Here is an 18716-nt window from a genome sequence, read left to right on the forward strand (position 1 = left end):
CTAATTTCAGCGCGAAAAACTATTCCTCCAAGCAGATAACAACGGCCGCATGATAAGCCTTCCAATACACGGGTATCACGTAAGAGCGTAAATTTTTGGGTAAATGGATTTGATCTGGCGCGCCTTCAATCATGGCGGGTACTGAAATCATAAATTCGTGACCAAAAGTGCTGCGTGCATTTCCTGAAATCGTATTAGCAACTTCTCCCACTAAATCAAATAGGTATTCGTTAGTCGTTTCGGTTTCGCCAATACTGAGTAGTAAATGTTTCAACAAAATACGTGGCGCAGTGAAATAAACACAGCCGCGATAGGGACCGGAAATTCCAATGATGCCTGTTACATCATAAGCCGCAGGGTTATCATTCTCCACAAGATAGGGTGTGCCTACTTTTACGTTTTTGTCGTTAGTGTGCTCAAAAAACCGCACTACACCGTCAATAAATACTTGCAAGGTTTGTTCTGACATTTAATCCTCGGTCAACTCTGTAAGTGCTTCTAACAATTGCTCTTCGCTAAAAGGTTTACACAAAAACCCGCGCGCCCCTTTTTTCAAAGCTTCAATTCCTGTTGCTTTATCTGATAATGCAGAAATCACTAAAATGCTAATGTTCGGGTCTATGGCAACCAATTGTTGAATACAGGCAATACCATCCATTTCGGGCATGGTTAAATCCATAGTGACCACTCGCGGCCTTAGTTTTTGAAAAAGCTCCAGAGCCTCCACACCATTTGCAGCAGAACCCACAACATTAAATTTGTCAGAATCATTACAACGTTCTATTTTGCGACGAATAATATTTGAATCATCGACAATCATAAGTGATAGCATTCAGGGCTCCCCATTAACATTAAATTAAGCAGCGAGTCCTTCACGCGCAGGAATAATCGGCAAGGTAATAACAAAACGACAATGGCGACCGCGGCGACTTGAAACTGTGATTTTTCCGCGATGTTCCAATACATGATTCATCACTGCTTCCATACCAACACCTCGTCCGGCGTCTTTGGAGATTTCTTTTGCGGTTGAAAAGCCTTCGTGGAAAATCAGTGCGAGTAAATGTTTGTTGCCCCAGGATTCAATTTCATCTTCATCCCAGCGCCCGGATTCAATTGCTTTCTCGCGAATAGCGTTGTAGTCCAAACCATTGCCGTCATCCATCACCGTAATTTCCATTTCCTCGTCGGAGATTTTTGCCATGCGTAAATCAATTCGGCCTTCAAGAGGTTTTTCAGTGAGCTCACGATCTTCTGGCGATTCAATCCCATGGGTGACCGCATTACGCAAAAGCTGTACACAGATTTCTTTCACTTGCTGCGCATATTCGGAATCCAGCGCTATGTCGTTCAGACCGCTGGAAACAAATCGCACAAGTTTGCCATTGCGTTGAGCAATATTTTGTACAAAGTCTCCTAAGTGACTCCAGCCATCTTGCTGACGATTACCAAGAATTTTTTTCTCAGATGCAGATGCGGAAGCTTTGCTGGTGTAGTGACCAAAGAGCGCTAACTTTTCCGTTAATTGTTGTACTTGCTGGGTGTAGCTAATGAGATTTTCCAACTGTACCGTCAAAGGCAAATAATCATTTCCGGTAATGTCGTGCTTATTACGTATGTCCTGCAAGGTGTCTTCAATAGCGTGTGCCTGGTTTTCAAAATATTCCAATTTCAAGGAAGCGGCTTCACCTTTGAAGTTATGAATTTCCCTAAAAATATTAATAGCCTTTTCTTTTACTAACTGCGTGGTTTTCGCAGGTTGGCGCAGAATATTATTTATCTTGTTGTAACAGTTGTAGCTGTTAGTGATGAATTCTTGCAGTAACGATGGATGGGTATGCAACAAACTCGTTAATAATTCAATTTGCGATTCGCTATGTTTACGGCTCTCTACCAAGGCTTTTTCCAAACGGACTTTTTCTGTGACATCTTGCACGGTTACAAGCACATGAGAAATAACGCCATCTTGCTGCGCACGCGCAAAACTGAATTGCAAATGTTTGGTTAAGAAGCCCCCGCTAGCTTGCGCTATATTAACTTCGATTAAATTCAGCGGATTTAAATCACCAATCAATTTTTCCTTAATTTTCTTATCAAATAAAAGTTCAATAAATCCCCGGCTCGTCTCGGCATCTTTTTCACTGATCATATTCTCCAATAAAGATTGAAAATTCTGCCCTGCAATTTCGCTTACACCCAATATTTCTACAAGATGTTTGGAGTGCTGGTTTCCTATGATCATATTTTCATCCACCAGAAATAAACCCTCGTTAACGGTTTGTAAAATTTCTGTGGTCTCTTGACGTGCCTGTTCCAGCACCAAATCGCTATCGCGCAGCTGACGTAAAAAGTGCAGCATAATAAACAGAAAGTTGAGAATAGCCAGACTGATGCCTACGGTTTGAATGACACGCAAGCGGGATGCTTTGGACGAGGCAACATTCTCTAGATTGATCGTTAAATCATTCATATAGCCAAGCAAAACAATATTTTTTGCTTTAGCTTGGGCGAGTGCGTTAGCCAAACTTTCGGTATAGTCACGTTTTTCATCGATATCAGATAGCAAACTATCTACACCTAATTTGTAGGGCAGCCATACATCCGCCGCCGCTTTCAAGGTGGCTTGACCAGCTTGGGAATTTACTTGCGGCAATACAATTAATTCTTTGTTGGCGTTATGCGTTTCACCGCCCTGGGTAAAGGCGACCAAAGTTTCATCAAAAAGATTTTTACTGGTTTTTAACTCTGATGCAGCAGCATTAAACTCTTTTGATTCGCTTGATTCGCTGCTCAATGCATACAGTGATTTTGCCATGCGCTGGCTCAACATACGTTGGCGGCCCGCCAGGTTGATACCAATAGCATCTTCAGAGATTTCAAAGGAAACGTAGAAGTTGAGGATCATTACCGAGGCGTCGAGCAAAATAAACAGTGCTACCGAAATTAAAATTCCGCGATACTTTTTACCAAAGCTTTCGCCATAATTAAAATTTAATTTCCCTGGAATAAGCTTGCCCATAGTTCACCCGTGCGAATAACACTTTGTGTTGGTCAGTTTGGTTTCAAAAAATTTCGTGCAGGGAGGACATAGCGAAACTCATGCCAAGCATTAAAAATCAGGGCTTGAGAATAAAAATGAAATAAAATGGGGCAGGATTTTGCTAAAAGTTTGCGGGAACTACAGATAAGCCTATAAATTTCTGCACCAATTTATTTGTTTTGGTGCAGAAATTTTTGCGTTATGCGCCTTTATGGCACTGAGATTTGTGCGTTGTGTTTACTCTTCTTGCAACTGCATGGCCCACATTTGTGCATAACGGCCTTGCTGGCCCAGCAACTCCAAATGCGTTCCCTGTTCTGCAACAGTACCGTTGTCGAGCACAATAATTTTATCCGCATCAACAACAGTAGATAACCTGTGAGCGATCACCAAAGTCGTTCTTCCTGCTGCCACTTCGCGCATGGCATCAACAATTGCCGCTTCTGAATGTGAGTCCAATGCTGAGGTTGCTTCGTCAAAAATCAAAATAGGAGAATTTTTTAAGAGCACGCGCGCAATAGCGATTCGCTGCTTTTCTCCGCCAGAAACTTTAAGGCCCCGCTCACCTACCAGGGTTTTATCGCCCTCAGGCAAACTGGCAATAAAGTTTTCCAAATGCGCCATTCTTATTGCACGATTAATATCTTCATCACTCGCCTGCGGATTGCCGTATGCAATATTTTCGCGAATGCTGGTGTTAAAAAGCACCGTATCCTGCGGCACAATTGCAATAGCTTTGCGCAGCGATTCCTGTGTAACCTGCTGAATATTTTGACCATCAATTTCAATGGCACCGCTGTTGATGTCGTAGAACCTGTAGAGCAAGCGCGCAACAGTGCTTTTGCCTGCGCCTGATGAACCAACTATAGCCACTTTCGTTCCCGCCCTAATAACGAGATCCAAATTTTGCAGGATGGGACGGTCGCTGTTGTAAGCAAAATTAACTTGCTTCCAATCTATATCGCCTTTAGTGACTTTTAACGCTGGGGCATTTTCCAAGTCGACAATCTTTGCATCCCGCTTTAGCAATGCCAGCATATTTTCAATATCGGTGAGAGAGCGACGTATTTCGCGATAAACAAATCCCAGAAAATTGAGCGGAATAAATAACTGAATCATGTAGGCATTAATCATTGCTAAATCGCCAATAGTCATTTCTTTTGCGATTACGCTATTGGCAGCCATGATCATCATAACTGTCATAGCCGCAGCAATAATAAACGCCTGCCCTGAGTTAAGGGTTAGCAATGACATACGATTTTTGAGTTTGGCGGTTTCCCATTTTTCTAAAAATTGGTCGTAAGTATCGGTTTCGTATTTTTCGTTGTTAAAATATTTTACGGTTTCATAATTTAATAAACTGTCAATTGCACGAGTGTTTGTGGATGAATCAGCCTGATTAGCTTCGCGCACATAACGGTTGCGCCATTCGGTGGTGATGATAGTGAAGGCAATATAAATTAATACTGCAACTACAGTGATAATTGCGTACCAATAAGAAAAGGCGACGGCGAAAATAATAGCGACTGAAAATATTTCTACTAATGTAGGCACTATATTGAACATTAAAAAACGCATCAGGAAACTAATGCCATTAGTCCCGCGTTCAATATCACGACTAATGCCGCCCGTTGCGCGATCCAGATGAAAAGCCAACTCCAGCGAATGCAAATGCTTGAACACCCGCAGACCTACTTTGCGCATGGCGCGTTCGGTGACGCGACCGAAAAGCGCATCGCGAATCTCGCCTAAAAATACACTACCAAAACGCAAAATTCCGTAAAAAATCAAAAAGAATAAAGGAAGATAAAGCTCAGGATGCAAACTGGGATCTACGCCATCAATGACATGCTTTAACGCCCAAGGCATTAATAATGTTGTCAGCTTAGCACCTACGAGCGCTAGCATCGCAAGCACTACTCGCCCTTTGAAATCCCAAAGATAAGGCCATAAATAACGAAAAGTTTCGCCAATATTTACACTGACATCTGCGCCATTTTTTTTGGCTACAGGTTCCGGGCGACTCATTCCACGCATACGCAAACCTTTTTACATGCAATTGTTTCGCAGCACTATAACGACTTTGAAGACAATTGGGTTTATTTATACGTGGGTCACTAAGAAATTATCTGGCGGCTGGAACTGGAATAGATGGATAAACCCGATAGGTTGTTTAACCGGATTTAAAAATATTGAAGAGGAAGTAACACGTATGTCTTATTAGTTTACCAATACGCATTTAACTCCCTCTTTCGCCATCAATGGGCGCCGTGTGTATCACTAGTTTTATCAAAATAGGCGAGCACGACTGCCGCTACAAATAATAAAACCAAACTACCACCTAAAGACGCCGCTGCTACTACACCTGATACAAACATGATTCGATCCTCTATTAAGGCCACACAAGCTGTGGTCAGTTATAGAGTGAACCTTTGGTTGCAGGTGCTTGTTGATATAGATCAAACCAAATTTTTGATTACTTGATGTAAAACAAATTCCTGACAGCAACAATGTCTCGTCATCATTCAAGAGCATTAGATGCAATTAATGAGCAGAGCTTTCCGCAGGCTTCCAATGGCGACGATGTGAATCCTCACGTTTATCCCAAATCGCTAACGCAGCGGAAACCACAATCAATGCGGTCATAGCGCTGCCCAAGACCATAATTACAACAGTTCCGGAAACTAACATGATTAAACCCTCCGTTACTCGACAGATATTAAATAGAACTTGGTTGCTATGAATGGTTTCAATCATGATTTGCTAAGCAGCTGAGGGCTTATAGCTGAACGGTAAAAAGAATAATCAGATGACGAAGCTTGCCAAACCTGCCATTACGCCCCGCCACCCGCTATAATCGCCGCATTTTTCTGTCTTCTCATTTATCTTCATAAGATTAAGGTCTTCCATGTCTGACAAACGCTATGACGTAAGCACCTTCCAGGGCCTGATCCTCGCCCTGCAAGACTATTGGGCGCGCCAGGGTTGCGTGATCCTGCAACCACTCGACCTCGAAGTCGGCGCCGGCACCTTCCACCCGGCCACCTTCCTGCGCGCCATTGGCCCGGAAACCTGGAACACCGCCTACGTCCAGCCCTGCCGCCGCCCCAAAGACGGTCGCTACGGCGAAAATCCTAATCGACTACAGCATTACTATCAGTTCCAGGTAGCCCTCAAACCCTCTCCCGATAACATCCAGGATCTGTACCTGGGCTCGCTGCGCGAAATGGGTATAGATACCAACGTGCACGACATCCGCTTCGTGGAAGACAACTGGGAATCGCCTACCCTCGGCGCCTGGGGCCTGGGTTGGGAAGTCTGGTTGAACGGTATGGAAGTCACCCAGTTCACCTACTTCCAGCAAGTGGGCGGTTTGGAATGCTTCCCGGTCACCGGTGAAATCACCTACGGCATCGAACGTATCGCCATGTACTTGCAGGGTGTGGATTCGATTTTTGATCTGGTCTGGACCGTTAGCCCCAACGGCGACAAAGTCACCTACGGCGATGTATTCCATCAAAACGAAGTGGAGCAGTCCACTTACAACTTCGAAGAAGCTGACACTGAATTCCTATTCAACGCTTTCGACTTCTACGAGAAAGAATCACAGCGTTTGATGGCAAAAAATTTGCCGCTGCCGGCTTATGAATTGGTGATGAAAGCCTCGCACGCATTTAACTTGTTGGATGCGCGCCACGCAATCTCTGTAACTGAACGTCAGCGTTTTATTTTGCGTGTACGCACATTGTCGCGCGCTGTTGCCCAAGCTTATTACGATAGCCGCAAAGCCCTCGGCTTCCCACTTGCACCTGAAGCCTTACGTGCAGAATTGCTTTCTGCAATTGCGGAGGAAAAATAATGTCTGCTGATTTTCTCGTTGAACTGGGCACAGAAGAACTGCCACCCAAAGCCTTAAAGAATTTGATGACTTCGTTTGTAGAATCTATCGAAGCCAATTTAAAAGCCGAAGAATTATCTTTTACGTCAATCAAGCCATTCGCTGCTCCACGCCGCTTAGCTGTATTGGTTGAAGGCCTTGCCAGTGAGACGCCATCCAAGTCGTTGACTGTGTGGGGGCCACCAGCGGCAATCGCATTTGATAAAGAAGGCCAACCGACAAAAGCTGCCATTGCTTTCGCCGAAAAAAATGGCATTGCTGCAAGCGAACTTAAAACTGAAAGCGATGGCAAAGCTGAAAAATTGGTTGCGCGCATTAACACCCAAGGCAAAAAAACCGTTGAGCTGTTGGAAGGCGTTGTGAGCGATGCTCTCGCCAAACTGCCAATTGCCAAGCGCATGAAGTGGGGCGCAAAGCGTGAAGAATTCGTGCGCCCAGTGCACTGGTTGGTGATGCTGTTCGGTAGCGATGTGATCAACGCTAACGTGCTCGGCTTGCAAGCTGGCCGCACTAGTCGCGGCCACCGTTTTCATTACAACAATGAAATTTCACTAAAAAGCGCAGCTGATTATGAATCAGAATTGAAACACACTGGCCACGTTTGGGCTGATTTTAATTTACGTAAACAAGAAATTGTTAGGCAGGTTAAGTCAGAAGCAGAAAAGATCAATGGCATTGCAGCAATTGATGAAGATTTGTTGGACGAAGTCACCGCTCTGGTTGAATGGCCAGTAGCGCTTACCGGTAAATTCGAAGAGCGTTTCCTTGCTGTACCTGCAGAAGCTTTGATTGCTTCCATGAAAGAACACCAAAAATATTTCCACGTGGTGGATGTTAACGGAAAACTGAAAAATAATTTCATCACCGTGGCTAACATTCAAAGTAAAGACGCTGCGCAAATTATCGCCGGTAACGAGCGCGTGATTCGTCCACGTTTGTCTGATGCGGCTTTCTTCTTTGAAACCGATAAGAAAACCACACTGGAATCTTTGCGCGAGCGTTTGAAAACTATCGTGTTCCAAGCACAACTTGGCACCATTCACGATAAAACCGAGCGCGTAGCCAAACTCGCCAGTCACATTGCGAAATTATTGAACGCCGATGAAGTATCCGCCGTGCGCGCTGCGCAGTTGTGCAAATCCGACTTGGTCACCAACATGGTGGGCGAGTTTGACGATATGCAAGGTATCGCCGGTTACTACTACGCGCAAAACGATGGAGAAAATGCTGAAGTTGCAGCCGCAATGAACGAGCAATATATGCCGCGCTTTGCGGGCGACCAATTGCCCAGCACCATCACTGGTACCATCATTGCGCTGGCGGATCGCCTGGATACCATCAGCGGTATTTTTGGTATTGGCCAACAGCCTACCGGCTCTAAAGATCCGTTCGCACTGCGTCGTGCAAGCATCGCCGTGCTGCGTTTGCTGGTCGAGAAAAATCTTGCGTTGGATTTGCGTGAGCTGCTCACCTTCGCCAAAGCACAACACAGCAACCTGAGCGTAGGCGATGAACTGGTAGAGCAAGTCCTCAGTTATATGCTCGACCGCTTCCGCGCCATGTTTGAAGATGCGCAGATTCCGGCAGAAGTTTTCCAATCCGTAAACGCAAAACAATTGTCGCAGCCATTGGATATCAACCAGCGCGTACTCGCTGTTAATGAATTCAGCAAACTGCCACAAGCGCAAGCTTTGGCTGCTGCGAATAAGCGTGTATCCAATATTCTGAGTAAACAAAATGCTTCTGCAAATGCTGTAGTGCATGCTGATTTGTTGCGTGAAGATGCTGAGAAAAATCTTGCGCATGCGATTAGCGGCAAAGCGGAATTGGTAACGCCTTTATTTGATAAACGTGAATACACCAAAGCACTCGCAGCACTTGCCGATTTACAACAACCTGTAGACGCCTTCTTCGATAGCGTAATGGTTATGTGTGATGACGCAGCCTTGCAACAAAACCGCTTGGCATTGTTGCAACAATTACGCGCGCTGTTTTTGGAAGTAGCGGATATTTCTTATTTGGTTCCGGCGAAAAATTAATTCTTTATCGACGACTCCTTGAAAAATAGGGAGCCGTCATCCTCACGTAAGCGGGGATCCAGCTTTTTTCGTTGCATTCACCTCGACGGATAATTTAAGAGCTGGATCCCCGCTTACGTGAGGATGACGATTCCCAAATAAATAACAATTTATCCTAGCTATCAATTTGTTCTTGAATTTAAAAAGATAGCGAGATTGAATCCATGAAACTTATCATCCTCGACCGCGACGGCGTCATCAATCACGACCGCGCTGACTATGTGAAATCGGCTGATGAATGTGTGCCTATTGATGGCAGCATTGATGCCATTGCACGTTTGCACAAAGCGGGCTTCACTGTAGTGGTTGCTACTAATCAATCCGGCTTGGCGCGCGGCAAATTTGATTTGGATGACTTGGAAGCCATGCACGAAAAAATTACCGGTTTGGTAGAAGAACAAGGCGCAGAGTTAGGCGCAATTTTTTATTGCCCGCATGCGCCAGAAGATAATTGCAAATGCCGCAAACCCATGCCGGGCATGGTGGATGCCATTGAAGCAGAATTTAATATTTCTGCTGAAGGTTTTTATTTTGTGGGCGATAGCCTGCGCGATATGCAAGCGGCAATCACCAAGGGTTGCAAACCAGCGCTGGTAAAAACCGGCAACGGCGAAAAAACCTTAGGGCAATTAACCGACCAAAGTTTGCAAACAGATTCACCGCTTATGCAACTCGAACAAGTACAAGTGTTTGATAATTTGGCAGCCGCTGCCGATTTTATTATTGCCCAGCCTGACGGACATTAACGTGCTCTATTTACGCAGTTTTTTATTTACCCTTGGCCACAATTTAACAGGCGCTATTGCCGGTCTTATTGCCGTGATTATTTGGCCTGTGCTTCCCTATTCATGGCGCTGGCGCATTGTGACTTTGTGGAATCGCTTTGTGATGCTGTGGATTCGTATTTGCTGCGGCGTAAAGTTTAACGTGATTGGTAAACGACATTTTGATCGCTACCCTTGTGTGGTTATGGCAAAGCACCAAAGCACATGGGAGACCATGTTCCTGCAATATTATTTTGGCCCGGTGAGTACTATCCTTAAAAAAGAATTATTGCGCATTCCGTTTTTTGGTTGGGGTTTAGCAAGTTTGCGCCCCATTGCCATTGACCGCAGCAGCCCTATTCAAGCGCTCAAAGATGTAAAAACCAAAGGCATTGAACGCATTAAAGAAGGCAATAATTTATTAATTTTCCCCGAAGGTACACGCACTCCACTCGGACAAGTAGGCAACTATGCGCGCAGCGGTGCTGATATTGCGGTGAGCGCGGGCGTTCCAATTATTGCTGTCGCACACAACGCTGCCGAATGCTGGCCACACAAACATTTTTTAAAATATCCAGGCACTATTACCGTTGTCTTAAGCGAACCGATTGAAACCGAAGGTAAAGATCGCAAGCAATTAACGGAAGATGTAAAAAACTGGATTGAAGGTGAAATTGCAAAAATGCCAATTGCACGTAAAGATGGTGTGCGCGAATTATCTGATCCAGTGGTGAAAGACAGCTAAATATTTAGCAAAAATTGAACTCATACAGATTGTCGGACATGAAGGAGTGATGCATGAAACTGTTTATCGCTTTTATCGCCCTACTCACAGCCCATGCTTACGCTTGGGAAACATCCGACTGTCAGGGAACTCAATCGCAACGAATTGAAGCACTTAAAAAATTAGGTGCTTTTACTTTGCAATACAAAAGTATTCATGGTGATTTTCCGGATATGACGAATGGAGGCTACGAAGATTTTGCCGCAGGAATTCCAAAAGAGCTAAAAGGATATTTGATATCTAAAGATGACTCCCTCGAATCCATTGATTTTATATGTAATATACCTAAGTCAAAAGAACCAGTCGCTCAAGAGTTGTGTTCTTTCTATTTGCAATCAAACAAAGCCGAATGCTTAACTCTTGCTCCCACCCTCAAATTTGTACCCGATCCTTTGCCTAAATAACACTTTTGACTCTACGCCACGTCCCAAGGTGGCGTGTCTTTAAAAGCATTTACTAAAAAATCAATCATCACTCGCACTTTTGCGCTTAAATGTCGGCGGCTTGGATAGATCGCAAGCACGTCAATATCGGGCAAATGATAGTCCGGCAAAATTCGAATTAATCTTCCCTCACGTAAATCAGCGCCCGCTAAAAAAGTTGGGCAGCGACAAATTCCTGCACCAGCCAATGCAGCTGCGCGTAGCGTATCGCCATTGTTGGCGTGCATGACAAAAGAAACTTTTGCGGAATGCTCCTGATTTTTTTCGTCCGTTAAAATCCATTGGTCGCCATTAGCGGCGTAGGTGTATCCAAGGCATTGATGGTTGATGAGATCCGCAGGCGTTTGTGGGTTGCCGTGTTTGCGCAAATAGTCTGGCGATGCACACAAAATATTATGCGAGGTCGCCAATTTGCGCGCGGCGTTTGAGTTTGAACCTGAGCGCGAAATGCGAATCGCTAAATCGTAGCCTTCTTCCACAATATCCACGACGCGATCAACCAGCGAAATATCCAATTCGACATCGGGATACTTCTGCATAAATTGCGGCCAGAGCGGTGCCAGGTGCAAAACACCGAAACTAATGGGCGCATTGATGCGCAATATCCCACGCGGTTGCAAGGTTGCTGAGCTGGCGATGGATTCGGCATCAGCGACTTCATCCAAAATACTTTTGGCGCGCTCGTAAAGCGCTTCGCCGCTTTCGGTGAGCGACATCTTGCGCGAGGTGCGATTCAGCAAACGTGCGCCTAAATGGGCCTCCAAATCGCTGATATAACGGGTGACATTGGCGGGCGAGGTATCCAGCGCTTCCGCTGCACGGGCGAAGCCTTCCTTTCGCACGACCTCCACAAACACCTCTAATGCACGTAAGCGGTCGAGCATCTCACACCTCAATCATTCATAAATCATGAATTAATTAACAATATTTAGCTGATTGATGCATAAAACCATAAATCATAAAGTGTGTCCATGGGCTGCGAATAACCGCCAACCCAAAACTAAATCAGCATTAATTAACGGAGAAATATCATGACTCAATTCAACAACAAAACTGTACTCGTCACTGGCGGCAACAGCGGTATTGGTTTGGCTACTGCAGTGGAATTTGCCCAACAAGGCGCGCGTTTGGTGATTACTGGCCGCGACCAAGCGACTTTGAATGATGCCAAAGCACAACTTGGTAACAACACCATCGCACTACAAAATGACGCTGGCGATTTGGCCGCCGCTAAAGCCTTGGCAGCACATTTAAGCGCGCAAAATATTCGTTTGGACGCAGTATTTATTAACGCCGGTGTTGCGAAATTCGCACCGCTGGAAGGTGTAGACGAAGACTTGTGGGATCAAACCTTTAATGTGAATGTAAAAGGTGCTTACTTCACGATCCAAGCGCTGCTGCCAATCCTGAACGAAGGTGCGGCGATTATTTTGAATGGTTCGATTAACGCGCATATAGGTATGCCTAACTCAAGTGTTTACGCAGCCAGTAAAGCGGCTTTGATTTCCTTCGCAAAAACTTTATCAGCAGAATTGGTTGGGCGTGGAATTCGCGTAAACGTGGTTAGCCCTGGCCCAGTGAGCACTCCGCTCTACGGCAAATTGGGTGTACCTGCTGAACAATTAAATGAGTTGGCGGCACAAATTCAGGCGCAAGTTCCGGTGAAACGTTTTGGTAGACCTGAGGAAGTGGCGAGTGCAGTGGTTTACCTTGCATCACCTATAGCGGCGTTTGTTGTGGGCACAGAGTTGATTGTTGATGGTGGCATGAGCCAACTGTGAATATTCCGCATAAAAAAGCCCCGCACTGTGAAAACAATGCGGGGCTTTTTATTTACTATCCTTGCGAAAAACTTCCTCCCCCCTTACAAATTACTGTGCACGCGACATGCTGGTGATGTTTACACCCCCAGAGGTGATTCCCTCGCGACCATAAAATATTTTTACGGCAGTGTAGCTGTGACCGGCGGGTACTGTCAGCGTCAAAGTGTCGCCCGTGGCTGCAGCGGTTGCGTTACTCGCATCTTTTGCAATCAACACTTTGTTATCACTTCCCACCAAAGCAATTTTTCCTGCTGTTGCAGTTGCCGATGTTTGTTTGTAATTAAGCGTGATAGTGAATGCTTTATTGCTTTCAACGGGAATGGAAATATAAGTGCGCACTGAAGTTACATCTGCACCCACGACCGGCACCAACACCGAGTTGCTGGTAAAGAATGAGCCATTGGTATTCCACACACCGGTTGCGCTGCTGTTATTGGCAGAACCGGGCGCGCGGTAGCGCAGAACACTCGCGGCAGATGAATAGAAATCCAATCCATCCACACTTACAGGTGCAGCAGTGATTTTAATGCCGTTATCTGCCGTTGCGCTGTAAGCGGCGGCAAATAAGTTGGTATCAGCCGCAGCGTAAGCAGCTGAATCAAAACCCCAGGTTTTTGTCACTATTGCAACAGCGCTAGATGAACTGCTGGACGATTGGGGACCTACCACTTCACTGCTTGCCGATGAACTGGAACTGCTCACAGTTGCAGAACTTGAAGACGAGCTGCTTGAAGATGAAGACGAACTTGATGCAACACTGTTCGCTGAACTTGCTATCGAACTTGTCGCACTGGAAACGTTGGACGAAGATGCCGAGCTGCTTGGGCCAGACTCAAAGTTCGAACAGTCGGTTGTATCACTCGGTAGCGGGTTCCAACCGGCGCCACCGTTGAAGGCCGCCAAAATTTGCGCACGCGAGCAATAGTTATTTATAACTTCGCTCAATGGCAGCTGCAAACTTACCGCATCACGTCCGGCCGTATTCAAGCTGGCGCCCGCCAAGTCTGTACTACCGTACTCGCGCCAGCCGCTGGTCGCGGTTGCAGCAGTTGGATTTGGTAAAGGCGAGGTGTACCAACCGGCAGGCTTAATGTGCGCATCCATTTTGGTATTCACGAATACAATATTGTCGAAGTAAGTAGTTGCGCCTCCGCTACGCGCCAACCAGGTTTGGCCATCGGCAATCGCGTGACCGAGTGGACCCGCGCCGCGAGTCAAACGACTGTTGAGGAATACAAAACCTTTGTCTGATGCAGTCACCGTACGCGCTTGCAATACATAGCCGCCGCTGCCGTTACCGCGTGAATCGCCCAGCGAGCGAATCTCGCTTTCTTCAAACAGGGCGACGCGGTTATTGCCCCAAATGAAATCCACATTGCCAGCAATCAAGCTGCGATAAAACCAGCTGTAGCCTTTTACCTGCACCGTATCTTGCTCACTGATAAGGTTGCTATTGGTTACTGCCAAACGGCCAACATCGTTGTTGAAATAAATCACTTCCGCCTGGCCACCGCTGCCAATCAAGGTAGTGTTTTTCAGGGTCAGGTTGTCGATGCTGAGCAAGTCAGAAGACTCCGCCAAAAACACACTGCGTCCACCGGTAAAGCTGGTTGCGCCTGGTGACTGGCTGGTACCAGTACCTGCGTTGAGCGTGTTGTTATTGGTGTAGTGGATCACCACGCCATCGCGGCTTTCGCCTTTAATAGTGAGGTTGTTTTTACCGCGCAGAAACAGGAGTTCTTCGTAGTCGCCGTTTTTAACATTAATCGTTACCGGCGTTGCCGCCGCAACATTTTGCATTGCATGGTTAAGTGCGCCTTGCACTGTGCGGAAGTCCGCTGCGCCATCGTCATCAACTGTTAACTCTGTAGAGGTTGGAGCATTTGCTTTGGTGGTAAATGTCCAATTCGCGTTTTTGCCTAAACCGACAAAAGCCGTGCTGTTCAGGTTTACACCTGTTATTGCACCCTCGGAAATCGCCACATAATAAGCCGTGCCGTAGGCTAGCTTATTGTTGTGCGGGGTGATAATCAGACTGTTGCCACTCACACGCAGCGGTTGGGTGTTCACCATACGCAAACGGGTTTGACCGGCATAACCGAGGCTATCCGTGTTGCCACTCAGCATGAGGCTATCAACCAAAGAGTCGTCACTCACCTTGAAAATATTGATAGCGCCGGACGTTCCTAATACTGGTGGCGCATCAAAAGTAATCACCAGCTTGGTATCTACCTGGGTGTCCACCTGATTAGCACCCGGGCTTACGCGGTTTTGTAAATTGTAAACCTGCGTTGGCTGGACAAACGGCGCAGAAGACGAGGCGCTGGAGGCAGAGCTGCTAGATACAACTATGCTGGAGCTCGCGGAACTTGCTGAACTAATTACCGAAGCTGCGCTGCTTGCACTCGACGCCAAACTGCTCGCTGCTGATGAGGACGAACTACCGCTATCCAAGTATTCCACTCGCAAATCATCAATGGTGACGGCGGCAGTACTTTCAGTGCGCAACGCAATAAATGACGTGGCCGTACCTACACTTGGGGTGATGCTCACAACTTGCCCAGCCGTGAGCGTATTTGCCACAGCAGCGTAGACGCGCGAACCTGTTCCAAAAATCGAGTTGCCGGAACTGGTTGTGTTGTTGTCGATAAAGACCTGCAAGTTACCCACGCCCGAAGCAGCAACAATTTTAAAGCTGATGCGGTAGGGACGACTCAAGTCAAAATCACCGTTGGTGGTGGTATCGGTCGAGGCCGTGCTGGTGCGAGGGGGGCGATTGCCTATGGTCATACGTGCACCGGCAATTTCCAGCGCATTGTTATTGATGACGGGGCTACCACCGGTTTTGAAATAGAGCGCAGCAGAGGAATCAGATCCAATAGCCCTGTAAGTCGCCGAGAAAAATGTTGCGGTCGTCAGGCCATCAAAAGATTCTACAAACGGCAAGCTCTGCCCCGCCGCTACACCTGCACTGGAGGACTGCCCCACCGCGCTCGAGGTTGCGCTTGATGTACTGGATACTGCCGCTGAACTGGCATTGCCAGCAGAGCTTACCACCGTAGAACTGGTAGAGCTTGCTGCACCAGAACTGGCAGAACCCACCGCAACACTTGAGCTGGATGAACTGCTAGACGAACTATAAGTCCCGTTCAAGGAATTAAGCCATTGCGGCACAGTCAGGTTCGCCTTACCTGCACCGGCTGGCTCGGCACCTGTGACCAAAACACTGCGCAATGCAGAAGTCGGATGTAGCGCTTTTACCGCCGGCGGAGCCGCTTTGAAAGCGAGGTATTTAGGCGCAGCTTGAACCGGGCCAAGGGTGCTGTTGGCAAAATTGCTATCGCCTTTCCACACAGCCCAAAGGTTGCCCAACTCAATAAATGTGCTTTGTTGGGATGCCACCGGCATTTCAGAGGCCAGCAATTCATGTTGGGTGTTAGCCGCCACTACCGAGCCGGTAAAACTGGCATCGTTCACATCAGTCTGGTTGTTGCGCAGGGGAGTCAATACACCGCTGTAAAGACTGTTCGCCACTTCAATCACACCGTCTTCAGTGGAAATAGTCCCGTTAGAAGTAATGCCGAAATGGTAGGCGCCGTTGCCACTAAAGTCTCTAACCAAATTGCTATTGCCGGCCATGATGGGGTCAAACCAGGCTTTAACCGCGCGCGCATTTGCGCTGTCTGCCAGCAGGTTAAAGACTTGCACATCGCCGCCACGCAAACGTGGCATACGGTCTTGCAAATCCTGATAGTAGTTGTGGTGCAAAGTGACTTGCAGGGTAGCATTCTTGCTGTCTTTTGCGGTGGCACCAATCAAATGGCCCTTTTTAACCGTGCGTGCAACCTGGGTAATTTGATCCTGGGTTAAGCCACCTGCACGCAACTTGCCGTACATCACCATGGTCGCCTGGTTAGCTTCCAGATAATCCATTTGCGCACGGGTAAAGGCACCGTTGCTGCCATCGCCGGGCAAAATTTGGCTCCATGAAATGGTGATTCCGCTGGAACCGCCTTTTACATCCACAATGCCATCGTAGCTTTTATAAAAAGTACAGTGGTCAATCCACACCTTGTTGGCAGCAGTGCCGTCACCCAAAGTGATGTAATCCCAGTCGTTTTTGTCGTAGTCGCCTTTGGTGGCTTCGTCCCATTCCCACATCTCATCAAACTTAAGATTGCGGATCATGATGTTATTGGCGTCTTTAATGTTCCATTCCGCATGGCGAATAGTCGCACCGTTACGCGAGAAAATGGTCAAGTTATCCAGGGTTTTAATATCGATCAAACTCATGCCGGTCAGCTTGAGCGTAGGGTGTAGCTGCGCCTGGGTTGATTGCGCGCGGTAGTTACCAGCAATGGGCAACCCGGATTCGAGGGTACCCAGATTGAGGTCATTCATGATCTCAATAACTTTCACCGGTGCAGCGAGGGTGCGTTTGGCAGCATCGAGTGCAGCAATAAATTCAGCGGGGGTGTAAACCTTGCGGTAAGCGGGGTCATCTTCAGAGATCACCCCACCACCGGTAACTGGCGTGCCCAGGGCGGCGTAGCCGTCAACATCATAGAGCGCAACGCCGCTTGGCAAAGTACCCGTGCCCAACCAGCTTAAATTCACAGCCGGACCTGTAGTTGGCACGCTGCTGGATGCAGCGCTACTTGAAGCGGGCACGCTTGATGATGATTTGGAAGAGACCGAGCTGGACGAGCTTGAACTGGAAGGCACCGCAGTACCTGCGGCACTCCACACTAAAGCTTGCTCATTGAATGGAAACAAGCGGTTTTGGCGCAAGGTAATAGTGTCATCCGGCGTGGCTACGGCATTGGCTGCCAGGGAGCCTATCTGCACACTGCCGTCCAGAATGGTTGTGCCCTGGGCCGCGCCTGTCAGGGTTTCGCTAGCGTTAGTTAGCGCGAGAGGGCCATTTTGCACAGTGATTTTGAATACATAATCGTAATCTGTGCGGGTAACGCGGGTTTCGCTCAGCTTGGTCATCGAAATTACCGATACCGCAGGCGCGGCTTGGGCCATCGGCGCCAACAAACACAAGCTGGCAAAAGAAGTTGCCAAATAAGAGGGCAGTTTCATGGGATGCTCCTCCTTAAACAGATGTTTTACGAGTGCGGCGAGCCAACAAGAACAGGCCACCTAATATCATCAACCATAAAGCAGAGGGCTCAGCTACACGCGCTGGCGCATTGCTGGTAGAACCGGAAGAGAGGAGTTGGAAATTTCCGTCCAGCACATTAAACGCCAAAGCTCCGGGCGCGCCCTGACCAAGAAAGGTGAAGCCAACAGTAAATCCACCCTGGCTACTGCCAAGGGCAAGCGCGATTGGACTGTAGCTATCGAAAAACCCGGAGGAGTTTAAAAACAAATCTGGCTGGGCAACAAAGCTGTCCCACGCAGCGGGGCTATTCACTACTGATAAATTAGCGAAAAGTAATTCAGAGAAATATACGGTGAATTCATTAATTCCGGCTGCATTGCTGTCGTTGGTCAGGGTTAAATCCACTGTCCACTGGTTGCCACCCAAATCGGAAAAATTGCTGGTAATTAGCGCAGCTTGTGCAGCGTTAATTGTGCAAAGGAAAATAACGAAGGTTGAAAAGATTTTTAAAAAATGTTGTTTCATTTTTTTGCTCCCACGTGATTAATTTTATTGTTTGGGTCCATTGCAATTTTTCTTGTGGAAAAATGCAAAAAAACGCCCAAGCCAATCCACCCCTGGATCAAGGGGTATTAACCCTAAGGAATTACCACACGCATTCACTTTCACTCGCTAGCAGAGTGAAAGTTATTTGTGTAATCACACCTTAAAAAATGAAATAACATTGCCGCTTATCTATTTTTAATTATGTAAATACAAAAATGATACATAGACATTAG

The 18716-nt window shown here is 46.9% G+C and carries 14 protein-coding genes; 6 read left to right on the top strand and 8 right to left on the bottom strand.

Annotation, left to right across the window (positions count from 1 at the left end):
* Positions 1–19: 19 nt before the first annotated feature.
* The 5 genes from IE104_RS18500 to IE104_RS18520 form a co-directional block, all read right to left on the bottom strand.
* Entirely contained in the window at positions 20–469 is a 450-nt protein-coding gene (locus IE104_RS18500) for a chemotaxis protein CheX (protein WP_189421308.1), read from the bottom strand.
* Entirely contained in the window at positions 470–832 is a 363-nt protein-coding gene (locus tag IE104_RS18505; RefSeq protein ID WP_189421310.1) for a response regulator, read from the bottom strand.
* A gap of 24 nt (positions 833–856) precedes the next feature.
* Positions 857–3016, bottom strand: coding sequence for an ATP-binding protein (locus IE104_RS18510; RefSeq protein ID WP_189421312.1), 2160 nt, complete (start codon positions 3014–3016; stop codon positions 857–859).
* Between the two features lie 258 nt (positions 3017–3274).
* Positions 3275–5074: an ABCB family ABC transporter ATP-binding protein/permease gene (locus IE104_RS18515; protein WP_189421314.1), complete on the bottom strand. Its 1800-nt coding sequence runs from the start codon at positions 5072–5074 to the stop codon at positions 3275–3277.
* Positions 5075–5581: 507 nt separating this feature from the next.
* Positions 5582–5728: a hypothetical protein gene (locus tag IE104_RS18520; RefSeq protein ID WP_189421316.1), complete on the bottom strand. Its 147-nt coding sequence runs from the start codon at positions 5726–5728 to the stop codon at positions 5582–5584.
* A 217-nt stretch (positions 5729–5945) separates the two neighbouring features.
* On the opposite strand from IE104_RS18520, the gene glyQ reads away from it, so the two are divergent.
* The 5 genes from glyQ (at position 5946) to IE104_RS18545 (ending at position 10965) form a co-directional block, all read left to right on the top strand.
* On the top strand, positions 5946–6896 hold the full coding sequence (gene glyQ, locus IE104_RS18525) for a glycine--tRNA ligase subunit alpha (protein WP_189421318.1): 951 nt from the start codon (positions 5946–5948) through the stop codon (positions 6894–6896).
* Positions 6896–8974 (top strand): glycine--tRNA ligase subunit beta, encoded by a 2079-nt coding sequence (glyS, locus tag IE104_RS18530; RefSeq protein ID WP_189421320.1) that lies wholly within the window; start codon positions 6896–6898, stop codon positions 8972–8974. Before glyQ ends, glyS begins: the two co-directional genes overlap by 1 nt.
* 203 nt (positions 8975–9177) lie before the next feature.
* A complete protein-coding gene (gene gmhB / locus IE104_RS18535; RefSeq protein ID WP_189421322.1) occupies positions 9178–9759 on the top strand; it encodes a D-glycero-beta-D-manno-heptose 1,7-bisphosphate 7-phosphatase in 582 nt (193 codons plus the stop codon).
* Entirely contained in the window at positions 9704–10522 is an 819-nt protein-coding gene (locus tag IE104_RS18540; RefSeq protein ID WP_229838165.1) for a lysophospholipid acyltransferase family protein, read from the top strand. The genes gmhB and IE104_RS18540 overlap by 56 nt, the downstream gene beginning before the upstream one ends.
* 53 nt (positions 10523–10575) lie before the next feature.
* A complete protein-coding gene (locus tag IE104_RS18545; protein ID WP_189421324.1) occupies positions 10576–10965 on the top strand; it encodes a hypothetical protein in 390 nt (129 codons plus the stop codon).
* Positions 10966–10976: 11 nt separating this feature from the next.
* Here IE104_RS18545 and IE104_RS18550 read toward each other — a convergent pair whose 3' ends face one another.
* Complete coding sequence (locus tag IE104_RS18550; RefSeq protein ID WP_189421326.1) at positions 10977–11888, bottom strand: LysR family transcriptional regulator; 912 nt, start codon at positions 11886–11888, stop codon at positions 10977–10979.
* A 147-nt stretch (positions 11889–12035) separates the two neighbouring features.
* On the opposite strand from IE104_RS18550, the gene IE104_RS18555 reads away from it, so the two are divergent.
* The gene (locus IE104_RS18555; RefSeq protein WP_189421328.1) at positions 12036–12785 is read left to right on the top strand and encodes an SDR family oxidoreductase; all 750 of its coding nucleotides are present in this window, start codon (positions 12036–12038) and stop codon (positions 12783–12785) included.
* Positions 12786–12875: 90 nt separating this feature from the next.
* On the opposite strand, the gene IE104_RS18560 is transcribed toward IE104_RS18555, so the two are convergent.
* Entirely contained in the window at positions 12876–17915 is a 5040-nt protein-coding gene (locus tag IE104_RS18560; protein ID WP_189421330.1) for a pectinesterase family protein, read from the bottom strand.
* A 13-nt stretch (positions 17916–17928) separates the two neighbouring features.
* Positions 17929–18462 (bottom strand): PEP-CTERM sorting domain-containing protein, encoded by a 534-nt coding sequence (locus IE104_RS18565; RefSeq protein WP_189421331.1) that lies wholly within the window; start codon positions 18460–18462, stop codon positions 17929–17931.
* Positions 18463–18716: the final 254 nt, after the last annotated feature.

Origin of the sequence: Cellvibrio zantedeschiae (genome assembly GCF_014652535.1) — a bacterium.
Taxonomy (GTDB): Bacteria; Pseudomonadota; Gammaproteobacteria; order Pseudomonadales; family Cellvibrionaceae; genus Cellvibrio; species Cellvibrio zantedeschiae.

What these genes read in the sequence shown, in the direction of transcription:
- IE104_RS18550 (WP_189421326.1), bottom strand. Translation starts at nt 11,888, where the DNA reads ATGCTCGACCGCTTACGTGCATTAGAGGTGTTTGTGGAGGTCGTGCGA.
- IE104_RS18565 (WP_189421331.1), bottom strand. Translation starts at nt 18,462, where the DNA reads ATGAAACAACATTTTTTAAAAATCTTTTCAACCTTCGTTATTTTCCTT.
- IE104_RS18515 (WP_189421314.1), bottom strand. Translation starts at nt 5,074, where the DNA reads ATGCGTGGAATGAGTCGCCCGGAACCTGTAGCCAAAAAAAATGGCGCA.
- IE104_RS18560 (WP_189421330.1), bottom strand. Translation starts at nt 17,915, where the DNA reads ATGAAACTGCCCTCTTATTTGGCAACTTCTTTTGCCAGCTTGTGTTTG.
- IE104_RS18505 (WP_189421310.1), bottom strand. Translation starts at nt 832, where the DNA reads ATGCTATCACTTATGATTGTCGATGATTCAAATATTATTCGTCGCAAA.
- gmhB (WP_189421322.1), top strand. Translation starts at nt 9,178, where the DNA reads ATGAAACTTATCATCCTCGACCGCGACGGCGTCATCAATCACGACCGC.
- IE104_RS18500 (WP_189421308.1), bottom strand. Translation starts at nt 469, where the DNA reads ATGTCAGAACAAACCTTGCAAGTATTTATTGACGGTGTAGTGCGGTTT.
- glyQ (WP_189421318.1), top strand. Translation starts at nt 5,946, where the DNA reads ATGTCTGACAAACGCTATGACGTAAGCACCTTCCAGGGCCTGATCCTC.
- IE104_RS18510 (WP_189421312.1), bottom strand. Translation starts at nt 3,016, where the DNA reads ATGGGCAAGCTTATTCCAGGGAAATTAAATTTTAATTATGGCGAAAGC.
- IE104_RS18545 (WP_189421324.1), top strand. Translation starts at nt 10,576, where the DNA reads ATGAAACTGTTTATCGCTTTTATCGCCCTACTCACAGCCCATGCTTAC.
- IE104_RS18520 (WP_189421316.1), bottom strand. Translation starts at nt 5,728, where the DNA reads ATGTTAGTTTCCGGAACTGTTGTAATTATGGTCTTGGGCAGCGCTATG.
- glyS (WP_189421320.1), top strand. Translation starts at nt 6,896, where the DNA reads ATGTCTGCTGATTTTCTCGTTGAACTGGGCACAGAAGAACTGCCACCC.
- IE104_RS18555 (WP_189421328.1), top strand. Translation starts at nt 12,036, where the DNA reads ATGACTCAATTCAACAACAAAACTGTACTCGTCACTGGCGGCAACAGC.